The sequence below is a fragment of the Xanthomonas arboricola pv. populi genome (assembly GCF_002939945.1).
In the GTDB taxonomy this organism is placed as follows: Bacteria; Pseudomonadota; Gammaproteobacteria; order Xanthomonadales; family Xanthomonadaceae; genus Xanthomonas; species Xanthomonas arboricola_A.
In genome coordinates, this window is the sequence record NZ_MDEB01000001.1 from 715,364 (window position 1) to 727,664 (window position 12,301).

A 12,301-nucleotide genomic window follows, 5' to 3' on the forward strand; every position below is an offset into this window, starting at 1 on the left:
ATACCAAGGAGGGATGCCATGCGTGATCGAGTCTTCAGCAGGGGAGCTGCATTGCTAACGCTTTTCGCAGCGCTTGCCGTCTCCAGTTGGTCTGTCGGTGCGACGAGCACGGTAGTCACCTTCCACACGCCGGACAACCAATACGAAGTGGAGCTCTACGTTGGCGGCGGCTCCGAGGAGAGCGGCGGAATTGCGGGTGCCATGATCAAATGGCCCGGCTACGAACATATGGGACTGCCCTTCAACGGGGTGAAGTACCACATGGACAAGGCGATGACCCGCGCCGGTGCTAAATACATGAATACCAGTGACCCAGAGGTTCCTCCATCTTTCACTCTTGAGATTGAGGGAAACGAGGGCCGCCTGATCGTGGGCAAGCGCGTCATACCAGGGACGGCATCATGGATCGCTGGTCCTTACGCCCCCGAGAGCACGTGGGAACCACGGCACATGCGCAAAGACGGACAATGAAGCGCCCTTTACGCAGCGCATGGCTGGCCCTCTTTCTACTATTAAGGCTGCTTCAACAGTCCATGCGCATTCTACTGCCGCTACAGCGTCAACCTCGGCTACAACTTCATCAGCAGCTAGGAGCTGAGCGTCAGGAACACCTGCCACTAGCGTGAGTTCAACGGCATCGACGGATACGTCGACACCATCAGCCTGGCGCAAATCCTGCTTCTAAGCGAGTAGACATCGGTAAAAGATCAACGGCAGGTTGAGCAATCAGCCTGCCGTTTTTGTCTGCCAGCCATCACACCTTGCGCTCCACCGCCGCATGCCATTGCACCTCTTCCAGCACATGGGTCACCTGCGTCGCCAGTAGCTCCAGACAGACCGCCAACTCATCCATACAGATAGCCGGCTGCCGCGCCCGCTCTTCGGCCTGCGTGCGTGGCTGCGCCAGGCGCGCCAGAAACCGCATGTGGTCGCGCAGTTGCTGCAAGCGATATTGCGCGCCTTCTGGCAGGTAGTAGCCCGGCTGTGACTGCGCATCTCGTACAAGGTCCGACATGGCCTGCTCCTCATTCCATGGAATCGCCCCCGCCCGCCGCAAGGCGGCGGACGGGAAGTCGGGAGGCTCGAAACCGCGAACAGCCGGCGGGCGTATTCCCCTTGCGAGTGTTGTATTAGCCGCCCTCCCGACGCAGAGCATCACGTCGGTTGCACCAGCAAAGTTGCAGGCACAAAAAACCCACCGGTTTGTCGGAGGTGGGTACCGCTGTTCGGGGAGTTTCGAGGCTCCGTGCAGCAAGGTTGCTACCGAAAAATTCCTACGTCAAGCATGGATAACGAACGCCGATGCGAGCTGGGAAACGCATACTTAGCCAGCGGCAACGAGGTTTCCTCGTCGGAGCTCACCCGACTCGTTGCCATCAGCCCGTACCCCGCACACTGCAGATTCAATTGAACAAGAAAGCTGCCTGTGACTTCGTCACCGCACTGTTACCCGTCGGGACAAGTCCATTATCGCGCATCCAACCAAGCCACTTACCTAAGATGTCCGGCGTGAAACGCTCCTTCGCCTCATGCCAGTTGCCACGAAACTCGTTGATCAACCACGCGTCATTGGGATGAAGCCCCCCGGCAAGCGCATCGTTCCAGACCGCGTATAGCGTTGCGACAGCCTCCAGATCGTCAGTCTTACGCCCCTCAAATAGCGCGATAAGACGATCCAACTCCTTCTGAGCAGAACCGAGTGCGGAAGCTGCTGTTTCGACAGAGCGACTGATGTTCGCCCCGATGTGATACGAAACCTTTTCCTGCCCCGATTTGAGCACCTCGATCAAGGTCGAATACAGCCCTTCTTGAGCGGCACGCTCCTCCACCCGATAAATCGACGTATCGAGCGGACCCGCAGCATGGCGACGATATCCATCCATCAAACCCAAGCCCAGATGGGAATCCGCCAAAAACAGTAACTTCATATGCGCAACACGCCCAAAGGTGCGTTGTGACGCGAGCTTTGAAATCAGGTAGGCACTGAAATCAACAGCCTCGGCGCGTGATTTCTTCTCGTTATTCAAGGCTTGGCCAATCAATGCATTAGCCAAATGCTCATTTACTTGACGGGCTTCGCTGAGGCGGGATTTGAGCTGATCACAAAGCACCATCAGTTGATCGAGTTTGGCGACGATGCGACTTTGCTCTTCTAGCGGCGGCAATGCTACTGGGATGCCTCGGATTTTCCCGACGCTCAAGTTGAAAAGACCACTCGTTGTAATAGCAAGACGCCTCATATGGGCCATTCCAACTGGCGAGTTTAGATACAGAGCTAGATATTCAACCTGCTCACTAATCTGCGGGCGGACGCGCATAAGGTGATTTTGGTAGACACAGTCCTCGACTTCGCCTTGCCAGATAGCACATCTACCGATTTCACTTTCGCTACCGTTCCCTTCAACAATCAAAAGATCGCCTGCGTTTAGACGCCACTTTTCGAGCTCATCTAGGGACAGTTCATATCGCTCAAGCTGTCTGATATCAATGCGTCCGCGCTGCACATTCGCTACCCGTAAATAAGGGAAGTGCTGGGAAACTGGACGCCTTAGCGGAGTCTTTTGGATTCCGCCTTGAACAGTACAGAACTCGCCAATTTTGTAGCTACTCCAACCTGCGGGCAGCTCACTATTTCCATCATCGTTAATGCCTTGCGGTACCAACTTTCCCATCACCGCCAGTTGCAGCAGTGTTTGCTTGAGGGCGTCTATGCTGGATTCTGTGATGAACAGTGTGTGGAAGTGTTCGGCCAGGCGCTGCCAGCTTTGCGCAAAATCCTCGGCATCGCGGGCCTGGGTCAGGCTGCCCAGCAGCGCCTTCACCAGTTGGGCATGGGCGCTGTCGGCATCGGCCTGCCGGGCGTCCAGCCGGTCGCACAGGGCCATCAGCTCGTCGACTTTGGCGACGATGCGGTGCTGTTCGAGGAGCGGTGGAAGTGGAAACGGATTTGTCTCAACAAAGTCTTTTGGCAACCGTTTCTGGCCTGCAGTCCCTGTCATCTTGGTTTCGCCACCAAGCAAGAATTGCGGCGACTTCAGATAGGCCAGCACAAATCGTGGATCAAGTGTTCCGCCGATAGGTCGAACAATGTGCAACTCGGTAGTCCCAGCTCCCAGTCCATTCACGAGATTCGAAAATACGCATGCCTTGCTATTTTCAAAGCAAGGTGTGATTTTCGCCACACCAATATCGCCCTCTGCAAAATGTGTAAAGCCGTTTTTCACTTCCCCCCAGAGACGAGACTCTTGCGCATGCTGATCATCGAAGCGTGTACCAATAAACGCCATAGGCACAAACGAGACTTTAAGTGAATCCGGCGCAGCATTGCGGGGGTTGATAAATGCTACTTGCGCTAATGTCCCCCATTTCCAACCTGCTGGTAGTTCAAACGGTTCGCCATCCCCACCAATCTCAGCCAGAGCCTTCTGCTCCTTATTCTTCCCCGCTGCCACCAACCGCGCCTTCTCCTCGGCAATCCGCTTAAGCAACTCACTGGCCGGTTCATCACTCGGATCTTGCGGCACCAGCTTGCCGCGCACCGCCAGTTCCAGAATCAGCTCGCGCAGCTTCTTGATGCCATTGGGCGCGCCCGCCAGCAGCGGCAGATTGTCGGTAAGCAGCGCCGTCATACCCGGCGCTCCAGCGCTTCGGCCAGCACGGCCTTGAGCTGGTCACGCAGCCCGTCAATCTCGCCTTGCAGGGCGGCGTAGTTGCGCAGCAGCTCGTCCGGGTCGTGACTGATCTGCTCGCCGACGTGAGGGTTCTTGCTGTCGAGGTTCCAGTTGCGGCTTTGCAGCTCGTCGAAGCTGACCTTCCAGGCGAACTCGTTTTCCACCCGCCTGGCAAAGCCATCTGCCTCGCTGCCCCACCAAGCCTCCTCGATGGCAAACTCCTCGACGCGCATGGGCTTGGTCTTGGAGTAGCTTTTGTAACCGACCGGGTACTGGTGCTCGTAGAACCACACGTCCTTGGTGGGTGTCCCTTTGGTGAAGAACAGCAGGTTGGTCTTGATGCCGGTGTAGGGGTTGAACACGCCATTGGGCAGGCGAACGATGGTGTGCAGGTTGCACTCGGTGAGCAGCTTTTCCTTGATGCGGCTCTTGATGCCTTCACCGAACAGGAAGCCATCGGGCAGCACCACGGCGGCGCGGCCGCCGTCCTTGAGCAGGTGCATGACGAGTACCAGGAACAGGTCGGCGGTTTCGCGGGTGCGGAAGGCGGCGGGGAAGCTGGTTTCGATGCCGTCTTCTTCCATGCCGCCAAACGGTGGATTGGCGACGATGCACTCGACCCGCTCGCCCGGCCCCCAGCTGATCAGCGGGCGTGCCAGGGTGTTGTCGTGCTTGATCTGGCTGGGCACCTCGATGCCATGCAGCACCATGTTGGTGGTGGCCAACAGGTGCGGCAGCGGCTTTTTCTCCACGCCGAAGATGCTGGCCTGCAGGATGGCCTCGTCCTCGGCGGTGCGCACATAGCGCTGGCGCTTGTGTTCGATGGCGCAGGTGAGGAAGCCGCCGGTACCACAGGCCGGGTCCATGACCTTTTCATGCAGCTTGGGATCGACCATGCGCACCATGAATTCGGTAACCGGGCGCGGTGTGTAGAACTCGCCTGCGTTGCCGGCGCTCTGCAGGTCGCGCAGCAGCTGCTCGTACATGTCGCCGAAGGCGTGGCGTTCCTGCGCCTTGTTGAAGTCCACACCGCTCTGGATCTTGTTGAGCACCTGGCGGATCAGCTGCCCGGACTTCATGTAGTTGTAGGCGTCCTGGAACACATCGCGCACGACGAAGCCCAGCGGCTTGCTGTGGCGAGGTGTCAGGTCGCGTAGATTAGGAAACAGCTCAAGGTCGATGAAGTCTTTGAGATCCCCACCGGTCATGCCTTCCGGATTGGCTGCCCAGTTGCGCCAACGCAGCCGCTGCGGCAACGGCGAACGGTAGTCCTCGTGGATAAGCTCCCATTCCTGCTCACGGTCATCGAGGATCTTGAGGAACAACATCCACACCAGCTGGCCGATGCGCTGGGCGTCTCCGTCGACACCGGAGTCCTTGCGCATGATGTCCTGGATGGATTTGATGGTACTGCTGATCGACATCGTGTTACCTGTTGAATGATGCAAGTGCATCCAGCCGCGTGATGATCAACTCCTCGCGCTGGCGGTTGTTGTTGGAAGTAGCTTGAACGGCATAGTTGAAGTCGCGGTGGCGCAGGAGTTCAGCGATCCCCTGTGCGATATCCAACTGCAATGCCGTTGACGCCTGCGCGACCTCATCGCACAGGCTGGCGCGACCATCCACGACATTGAGGATGTCCTCGACATCCCGGCTGGCCAGTGGATCACGGTTGCCGCGCCCCCGGTAGGCCTCCAGCTTGGTGCCCAGAAAGTAGGCTGGAGCGACCACGCGGATCTTCACACCGGTCGGCAGTGCGTGATCGTACGCCTCACGCAGCGCATCGGCATACCAGCGATTGCTGAATCCGAGGACGGCAGCGTCATCAGGCATGAAATCGACGATCAGCTCGCTGGGATGCCGATCGCGCAGGCGGGTGCGGCAGACGACGTCGTCGCTGGGCGAGGTGCGAAAGCCCTTACCGGCCAGCACCTGCTGCAGGCGGTACCAACTGCCCAAGCCCATGACGTGCACGATCAAGTCGACGTCTTCGGTAAAGCGAACAGCTTCCCGGCTTACCGAGTCTGTCATCAGCAGACCGGTGGTGCAGCCGCCGACGAAGGCGACTTCCGGCAGCAGATCCGGCCCAAGCGCTTCGGCCACGCGTGCCAGCATGTGCTGCTGGATATCCCAGTTTCCAGGCGTGCCCATCACGGCGCCTCCCGCAGGTATTGGGTCAGCACACTGCCGGCAAGCGCCGACTCACGCTCACGCCCCAGCCGGATCGCGTCCACCAGCGCCAGCATGGCGTACAGCTCCGCATCGCGACGTACGGCACGCGGCACGCTCTTGTATAGCGGCTCCACGCGCTGGCCCTGCTCGCTGCCGTAGCCGTCCTCCCAGACGTAGATGTGTTCGCCTGCGGACAACAGGCGACCGACCAGCACCGGCGCGGCGTGTGCCGTGGGAATGCCGCGGACAATCGGGCCCGGGCGCGCCGGGAACACATACTTCAGCCCGTTCATCACAAAGCCCAGCAGGGCGCGCGTGTTGGCGCGCGGGATGCCACTGCCGCGCTCGGCCAGGACCAACCCCACGTCGGTGCAACGCCGGAGCGCCTGACTGACTTCCGACTTGCTGATGCCGGTGGATTCCTCAAGGCCACGCACGGAGAACGCATCTTCGGCCAAGCCGCTCGCCCCCCCATCCTCCTGAGCCGCCGACATGGCCCAGCCGCGCCAGTCATCGGGAATGCCGAGCGCTGCTTTCTCGCCGCCCACAGGGACCGACTGCTGGCGCTCAAGGCTGACCAGCTTCAGCAAGAGCAGGATGTCTTGACTTTTCATGAATAACGGAAAGGATCCGTCCCCCGTCCTGAAACAAAGGACAAGAATACTATGGAAAGTAGGTCAGGCAACGTCCGCACTGCTGTATAGCTGGCTTTCCAGGTCCAGGATGGCCCGGTGGTAATTCGTCTTGCCGCCAAAGGCCGCCACAAGTTCGACCGGTGCTCCAAGGGTACGAAACGGGTCGAGCTGCAGGATCCTGATGTCCTCGATGTGCTCCACCCCGGTGTCGGCGTACTTGTCCAACAAGCCTTCGAGTACCTGCCGCGCCTTGCCCTGATACCTGGCGAAGTAATTGCGCTTGCGCACACCCTCCGCCCGCTCCCTGCGCGACAGCGGCGGTTGATCAAAGGCCACGTGACAGATCAGATCGAACGGATCGAGTGACTGGCCGAGCTTCTTCTCGACCTCGCCGGCCAGCTCTTCCCATAACACGCCCTGCGTAGCCAACTCATCGATGATGGCCTTCTTCTGCTGGGCATCGCTCCAGCGCCGCAGGAAGTCATCGAGCGACGCGAACTGGCGCAGGACGCGCTCGCGGGTGTAGTCGCGCAGCGACTCGGTGATGAGCTTGCCATCGGATCCGTAATACAGGACGCGCTCGGCCACGACCGATACCGGCAGTTTGTCGATGACGTATTTGATGCGCTTCGGCCCACCTTCACCTCCGGTGGTGACGTCATCACCGCCATCTGGAGGATCGCCGATCCCACCGCCGTCGCCACCCTCGCCGCCCCCGATCTCAGGCGGTACCGGACTGTCATTGGGCGAGGGGTTGTAGATCACCTCCGGGTCTCCATCGAATGATGGATCAGCGAACAGTTCGGTCGCCTTCTTGAAATCCATGATGGTGAACCAGTACTTGCCGTAGTCCTCATTGATGCGCGTCCCGCGACCGATGATCTGCTTGAACTCGGTCATCGACCGGATGTGCTGGTCCAGCACGATGAGCTTGCAGGTTTGCGCGTCAACGCCGGTCGTCATCAGCTTGCTGGTGGTCGCGATGACGGGGTAGCGCATTTCCGGATTGATGAAATTGTCGAGCTCGGCTTTTCCTTCGTTGTCATCGCCGGTGATGCGCATGACGTACTTGCGATTTTCCGCGACACGCTGCGGATTGAGATTCACCAAGGCCTGGCGCATACGCTCGGCATGATCGATGTCGTCACAGAAAACAATGGTCTTCTGGAATGGACCGGTGGCAGTGAGGAATTCGGTGACTTTCTGCGCGACCAGATACGTCCGCGCTTCGACCACAAGCTGGCGATCCATATCCCGCAGGTTGTAGATGCGATCTTCGATCAACTCGCCGTTTTTGTCGCGCGTCCCTTTGGGAGGCCTCCAGCCCTGCAGATCGACATCGAAGTCGATTCGCACCACTTTGTACGGTGCCAGGAAGCCGTCATCGATGCCCTGCTTCAGCGTGTAGCTGTAGACGGGCTCTCCAAAGTAAGTACTGCTGGAGACTTCCTTGGTCTCCTTTGGCGTTGCGGTCAGGCCGATATGCGTGGCACCAGAGAAATACTCCAGGATCTCCCGCCACGCAGAATCCTCAGCCGCACTGCCACGATGGCATTCATCGATGACAACAAGGTCAAAGAATTCCCGAGAGAACTGCTTGTAGATGTTCTTGACGTCCTCTACGCCGGTCACCGCCTGGTACAGGGACAGGTAGATCTCGTAGGACGTATCAATCTGGCGCTTGGCGATCTTGGTCATCGCCGCGCCGAACGGCTTGAAATCGTTGTTTTTTGTCTGATCGACCAAGATGTTGCGATCAGCCAGGAACAGGATGCGCTTCTTCTGGCGCGACTTCCAAAGCCGCCAGATGACCTGGAAAGCGGTATAGGTTTTGCCGGTTCCGGTGGCCATTACAAGCAGGATGCGGTTTTGACCGTTGGCCACAGCTTCGATCGTTCGATTGATCGCATTGATCTGGTAGTAGCGCGGCGAGCGACTGCTGCCATCATCGTAGTACGGGGACTCGACCACCTGTCGCGCGTCCTCACCAAGCCCCTTCCAAAGGCAATAGCGACGCCACAATTCCTCTGGCGAGGGAAACTGATCCAACGTCAATTCGGATTCGACCTTGTCGCCGGTTGCGGTTCTATCGTGGAAAAGGAATCCGTCGCCGTTGCTTGAAAACACAAACGGAACATCCAGCGCATCTGCATATCCCAGCGCCTGTTGCATGCCGGAACCAACGGTATGCTTGTTGTCCTTTGCCTCGATCACGGCCAAAGGAAGATTGGCGCGGTGGTACAGCACGAAGTCGGCACGACGCGCCAACCCTCGGCTGTGCAGCTTGCCGCGAACGACGACACGCCCCTTGGTAAAAGCGACCTCTTCGCGCACCTGGAGATCCAGATCCCAGCCCGCAGCGACGATCGACGGAATGATGAATTTCGTGCAGATATCGCGCTCGGTTAACGACGACTTGTCCATTCAATCCCCTGTGTCTCCACATTCCCGTAATTGGCGACGCGCTCCAGGCACAGACGCCACTTATCGATTGACTCGCCGCCTAATGATAGTCGTCTTCACGCTGATACCTGACTGCCAAAACGATGACGACCTGATCGCTTTCCACCTCAAACAGCAGCACGTAGCCGCTGGCACCGAAACCGATCACCAGCTCCCGCAAGAACGGGTCCGCCAACCCCGCCTTGCGGCAGCTCAACGGGGCCAGTTCAAGCACGGTGACGCCATCGCCGATGGCCTGCAGCGCGCGCTCGGCCACGGTGAAGTCGCCTTCGGCACGCTGTAGCAGCCAGTCGTAAAGCCGCGCGAGATCCTCGCGCGCTTCCTGCGTGAAGCGGACAGAAAATCTCACGTTAGCCTAGCCCTTGCGCGCTTTGTCCAGTTGGGACTGCAGCCCGGCCAGCACATCCTTCGCGTCGCTATACCGGTTGGATGCCTTGGCGCTGTCGCGCGAGGCCAGCCCACGGGCAATGAAGGCTTCCTGCTGCTGGCGCTGCTGCACTTGGGCACGCACGGAGTGCTCGACGAAACTGGAAAGGGTCTCACCCTCCTGCAACACGTCCTCGGCCGCTTGGCGCAGCGCCGGGTCTACCCGGAGCGATGGAAGAGATGCGGATTTCATGGCATGCCCAGTGCGTTGCAATTGCGATGCATCATCGCAAGCGAGCGGCGGTGCTTCAAGTTTTCTTTGCGAACCTAAGCTGACGATGTCGCATACACAGCACTTCTCCAAGGGATGCACAGGTCGTGGCCCGCCTGGGCGACCCTGCTTGTATGGCACCACGAGATCCTTGGGCTTCAATGCCACAGCCGAGTCTGCCGCATTCCATATTCCGGAATATGGAATGCGGCGAACAACGTGTTTGTGCAGGCAGTCTCAGCTACACGCTGCCTGGACCGGTGGGTCTACAGGTCAAAAGCAAAAGCCAAAAGCTCTCACCCAATGCTTCGTGGCTTGACAGCCTCTTCCTGCGCCACAAGTCTTTCCTGCGCCTGACTCTGCGCTTGCGCCAAGGTACGCGCATCTAGCTCTTGCAGCTTTGCCAGCGATTGCTCCACCGGCGTACTGACTGCCACGTCAGTGGGCATGCTGGCGCGCAGATGGGCCGGGTTGCTGGGTTCGCCCTGTACCACGAACACGGTGGCACCGGCCGCTGCACGCGGCGTCTGGTTGCTCAGCATTACGTGGTCGATGCGCTCGAGCCCGTGCTCCTTTGCCAGATAGGCCAGGCTGGCGCTCATCCGCTCGCTGTGCGCATCGCTGGTACGACCCATGCTGGCGTCCAACCGGCCAACCAAGGTGCTGGCCTGTGCATGCAACGGATGAGGCGCGGGTTGGGCGTCTTCTGCGTCTGCCTGTCGTGGCCTCCCAGGCACAGGCGCTGCAGGCCCGCCGTTCTGCCGCTCCTCCTGCCCTGGCTGTACCCCTTCACGCCCTCGCCCTTGGTCCTGATGCTGCTCCCGCACCGGCCCGGGTGTGGTGCTGGTCAGCACGTATTGCCAGCGCGTCTGCGCAGGGTTGCCTTGAACCGCCGCGATGAACCCATCGTACTCGGCTGGATGAATTGTCTGGCAGCCAGCCGAATCGGTACTGCCGCTGGAACCGCGATGAATCTTGAAGGTGTCGTTGAGATTTTGCACACCGTTGAGATCGGCTTGATCAAACCAGCCGTCCGCATTGCTATCCCGCTGTACGCCGCCCCTCCCTGCATCGACTGCCGCCTGACTTGGGCGTAATGCGTTGTCTTGGGTGCCTGGCCGGCTGGGATTTGGGTGCTGCCCCATCCGCATCTCGATGGTGCCTTCGCTCAGGCGACCGAGATCCCTGATGCCATCGGCATTGACATCCTCGCCTTCGATCTTCCTTGGCCTTGTGATGCTCTCAAAGCCCGGCGACGGTGCAAATGTCCTGTTCTCTATGCCGCCTTCCGCACGCGGGCGCCGCCCCGTGTTGCCTGCATGATGATCGTATTGCGCTGTCGGCTCGGTGTTTGCTTGCTGGGCCACCTGCGTATGACGCGTGCCATCGGCATCTTTCCAAAGCACGACCAGTCGATCGTTGTAGACGCCCGTGCCGCCCTGAGCTTCGTTGATGGCAGGGGTTGCCGGATCGTCGCTCCGCAAGCTTCCGGCATGCGCGCGATCCTGCATGGCCGCAAGCGTTGAGTTTTCCTGGCGAAGGCCCAATACCACGCGCTCGTTGGGTCGCGAGAGTGTCTCGTGCGCGGCCTCGTTACCTCTCACCTGCACGATGCTCGCATAGACGTCATAGCGCTGTGCGTCGCTCAAGGCAGCCATTTGCGCCTGCGGCGGAATTGCTGGCTGGTTTGACGCGGCTAGTTGCAAGCGTTGCAGCACACTGGCATCCGCAGCGGCGACCGGCCCTTGTTGTTGATTGGCGATTGCACCGGCGGACGCTGCGCCGACGTAGCGATCCAGTGCGTCACGCACGACCTCTGACTGGCCTTGTCTGCGCTCATCAAGCATGCCCAGCGCCTCGGCCTGTCGATTGGCGTTGAACAACGCAGAAATCTGGTCGGCGGTCGCACGGATGTCTAAATCGTTGGATCTCGCCATTTCGATGCTCCTTGCAGAAGTGGTCACTCGCTGATGAAACGGTCCTCACCATCTGGATAATCCGCACATGCCGGTTCGCCTGTGCGCTGCTGGCGACACGGCCACTGCGCTCTAGCGACTCGTTCTACCAGCTCGAAGCGTTCGCCTGTCCACCGAAGAAAACCAAAATGGGCGTAAGACCCGACACGCTTCGGGTCATCGGTGGCCAGCGGCTGGTCAGGATCGAATTCCATCAACCATCGCATCGTCGGTGCCAAGGGCAGCTTGTCGTCGAACAGAAAAAGCTCCGAGCCGCCGTGGTCGTTTTGCCTGGCAACATCTTCTACAGTCAGGCCAGGCGCTGGCGGAAACACCGCTGCACTGACATCGCGTGCGGTGCCGTCCTTGGTGACGCGATACGCCTTTCGCCCTTTGCCTGACTGGCACGCGAGGCCAGCTTCGCCCGCGCCACATTTCACCGGCCAGACCAGGTACACCGTTTTGTCAGGATCCGCACTTTCAAAAGAACGGATCGTCAGATCACCCGCAACCACGGTGAAGTCCGCGCGCCGTCCCAGGCCGAGTGCGGCCACGTATACGGCATCGCGCAGGCTCGCTTCGCGCGCTTGCGGCGAGGCATCGACCGCATCTGCAGGCAGGGCAAGCAATGCAGCCGCCATATGCGCAGGTGCCGGGCCTTTGCAAAACCCGTCCCTTAGCAAAGGCGCAGGCGAGGAGCCCTGTGATTGCGTACGGTCCACACAGACGGCGCCCATCTGCCGTTCCAGCTTGAAGGACACCCAAGGT

11 protein-coding genes are annotated in these 12,301 nt (G+C 59.6%); 1 reads left to right on the top strand and 10 read right to left on the bottom strand.

The window, feature by feature from the left end; translation table 11 throughout:
• Nucleotides 1-18: 18 nt before the first annotated feature.
• Nucleotides 19-471, top strand: coding sequence for a hypothetical protein (locus tag XaplCFBP3123_RS03340; RefSeq protein WP_146091266.1), 453 nt, complete (start codon nucleotides 19-21; stop codon nucleotides 469-471).
• Nucleotides 472-754: 283 nt separating this feature from the next.
• Here XaplCFBP3123_RS03340 and XaplCFBP3123_RS03345 read toward each other — a convergent pair whose 3' ends face one another.
• The 10 genes from XaplCFBP3123_RS03345 to XaplCFBP3123_RS21435 all read right to left on the bottom strand — a co-directional run bounded on the left by XaplCFBP3123_RS03345 (nucleotide 755) and on the right by XaplCFBP3123_RS21435 (nucleotide 12,174).
• The gene (locus XaplCFBP3123_RS03345) at nucleotides 755-1,015 is read right to left on the bottom strand and encodes an XAC0095 family protein (RefSeq protein WP_104533269.1); all 261 of its coding nucleotides are present in this window, start codon (nucleotides 1,013-1,015) and stop codon (nucleotides 755-757) included.
• A gap of 388 nt (nucleotides 1,016-1,403) precedes the next feature.
• Nucleotides 1,404-3,629, bottom strand: coding sequence for a restriction endonuclease subunit S (locus tag XaplCFBP3123_RS03350; protein WP_104532781.1), 2,226 nt, complete (start codon nucleotides 3,627-3,629; stop codon nucleotides 1,404-1,406).
• Complete coding sequence (locus tag XaplCFBP3123_RS03355) at nucleotides 3,626-5,095, bottom strand: type I restriction-modification system subunit M (protein WP_104532782.1); 1,470 nt, start codon at nucleotides 5,093-5,095, stop codon at nucleotides 3,626-3,628. The genes XaplCFBP3123_RS03350 and XaplCFBP3123_RS03355 overlap by 4 nt, the downstream gene beginning before the upstream one ends.
• Nucleotides 5,096-5,099: 4 nt before the next feature.
• Nucleotides 5,100-5,822 (bottom strand): hypothetical protein, encoded by a 723-nt coding sequence (locus XaplCFBP3123_RS03360; RefSeq protein ID WP_104532783.1) that lies wholly within the window; start codon nucleotides 5,820-5,822, stop codon nucleotides 5,100-5,102.
• On the bottom strand, nucleotides 5,822-6,433 hold the full coding sequence (locus XaplCFBP3123_RS03365; RefSeq protein ID WP_253254124.1) for a transcriptional regulator: 612 nt from the start codon (nucleotides 6,431-6,433) through the stop codon (nucleotides 5,822-5,824). The genes XaplCFBP3123_RS03360 and XaplCFBP3123_RS03365 overlap by 1 nt, the downstream gene beginning before the upstream one ends.
• 87 nt (nucleotides 6,434-6,520) lie before the next feature.
• Nucleotides 6,521-8,902 carry an EcoAI/FtnUII family type I restriction enzme subunit R gene (gene hsdR / locus XaplCFBP3123_RS03370; RefSeq protein ID WP_104532785.1) on the bottom strand — a complete coding sequence of 794 codons (2,382 nt, stop codon included), beginning with the start codon at nucleotides 8,900-8,902 and terminating at the stop codon, nucleotides 6,521-6,523.
• A gap of 79 nt (nucleotides 8,903-8,981) precedes the next feature.
• On the bottom strand, nucleotides 8,982-9,290 hold the full coding sequence (locus tag XaplCFBP3123_RS03375; RefSeq protein WP_104532786.1) for a type II toxin-antitoxin system RelE/ParE family toxin: 309 nt from the start codon (nucleotides 9,288-9,290) through the stop codon (nucleotides 8,982-8,984).
• Nucleotides 9,291-9,296: 6 nt separating this feature from the next.
• Complete coding sequence (locus tag XaplCFBP3123_RS03380; protein ID WP_104532787.1) at nucleotides 9,297-9,560, bottom strand: YlcI/YnfO family protein; 264 nt, start codon at nucleotides 9,558-9,560, stop codon at nucleotides 9,297-9,299.
• Between the two features lie 314 nt (nucleotides 9,561-9,874).
• A complete protein-coding gene (locus XaplCFBP3123_RS21430) occupies nucleotides 9,875-11,515 on the bottom strand; it encodes an XVIPCD domain-containing protein (RefSeq protein WP_429001607.1) in 1,641 nt (546 codons plus the stop codon).
• A 23-nt stretch (nucleotides 11,516-11,538) separates the two neighbouring features.
• Nucleotides 11,539-12,174 (bottom strand): hypothetical protein, encoded by a 636-nt coding sequence (locus XaplCFBP3123_RS21435; protein ID WP_172453109.1) that lies wholly within the window; start codon nucleotides 12,172-12,174, stop codon nucleotides 11,539-11,541.
• Nucleotides 12,175-12,301 lie beyond the last annotated feature (127 nt).

What these genes read in the sequence shown, in the direction of transcription:
- XaplCFBP3123_RS03340 (WP_146091266.1), top strand. Translation starts at nt 19, where the DNA reads ATGCGTGATCGAGTCTTCAGCAGGGGAGCTGCATTGCTAACGCTTTTC.
- XaplCFBP3123_RS03345 (WP_104533269.1), bottom strand. Translation starts at nt 1,015, where the DNA reads ATGTCGGACCTTGTACGAGATGCGCAGTCACAGCCGGGCTACTACCTG.
- XaplCFBP3123_RS03350 (WP_104532781.1), bottom strand. Translation starts at nt 3,629, where the DNA reads ATGACGGCGCTGCTTACCGACAATCTGCCGCTGCTGGCGGGCGCGCCC.
- XaplCFBP3123_RS03355 (WP_104532782.1), bottom strand. Translation starts at nt 5,095, where the DNA reads ATGTCGATCAGCAGTACCATCAAATCCATCCAGGACATCATGCGCAAG.
- XaplCFBP3123_RS03360 (WP_104532783.1), bottom strand. Translation starts at nt 5,822, where the DNA reads ATGGGCACGCCTGGAAACTGGGATATCCAGCAGCACATGCTGGCACGC.
- hsdR (WP_104532785.1), bottom strand. Translation starts at nt 8,902, where the DNA reads ATGGACAAGTCGTCGTTAACCGAGCGCGATATCTGCACGAAATTCATC.
- XaplCFBP3123_RS03380 (WP_104532787.1), bottom strand. Translation starts at nt 9,560, where the DNA reads ATGAAATCCGCATCTCTTCCATCGCTCCGGGTAGACCCGGCGCTGCGC.
- XaplCFBP3123_RS21430 (WP_429001607.1), bottom strand. Translation starts at nt 11,515, where the DNA reads ATGGCGAGATCCAACGATTTAGACATCCGTGCGACCGCCGACCAGATT.
- XaplCFBP3123_RS21435 (WP_172453109.1), bottom strand. Translation starts at nt 12,174, where the DNA reads ATGGCGGCTGCATTGCTTGCCCTGCCTGCAGATGCGGTCGATGCCTCG.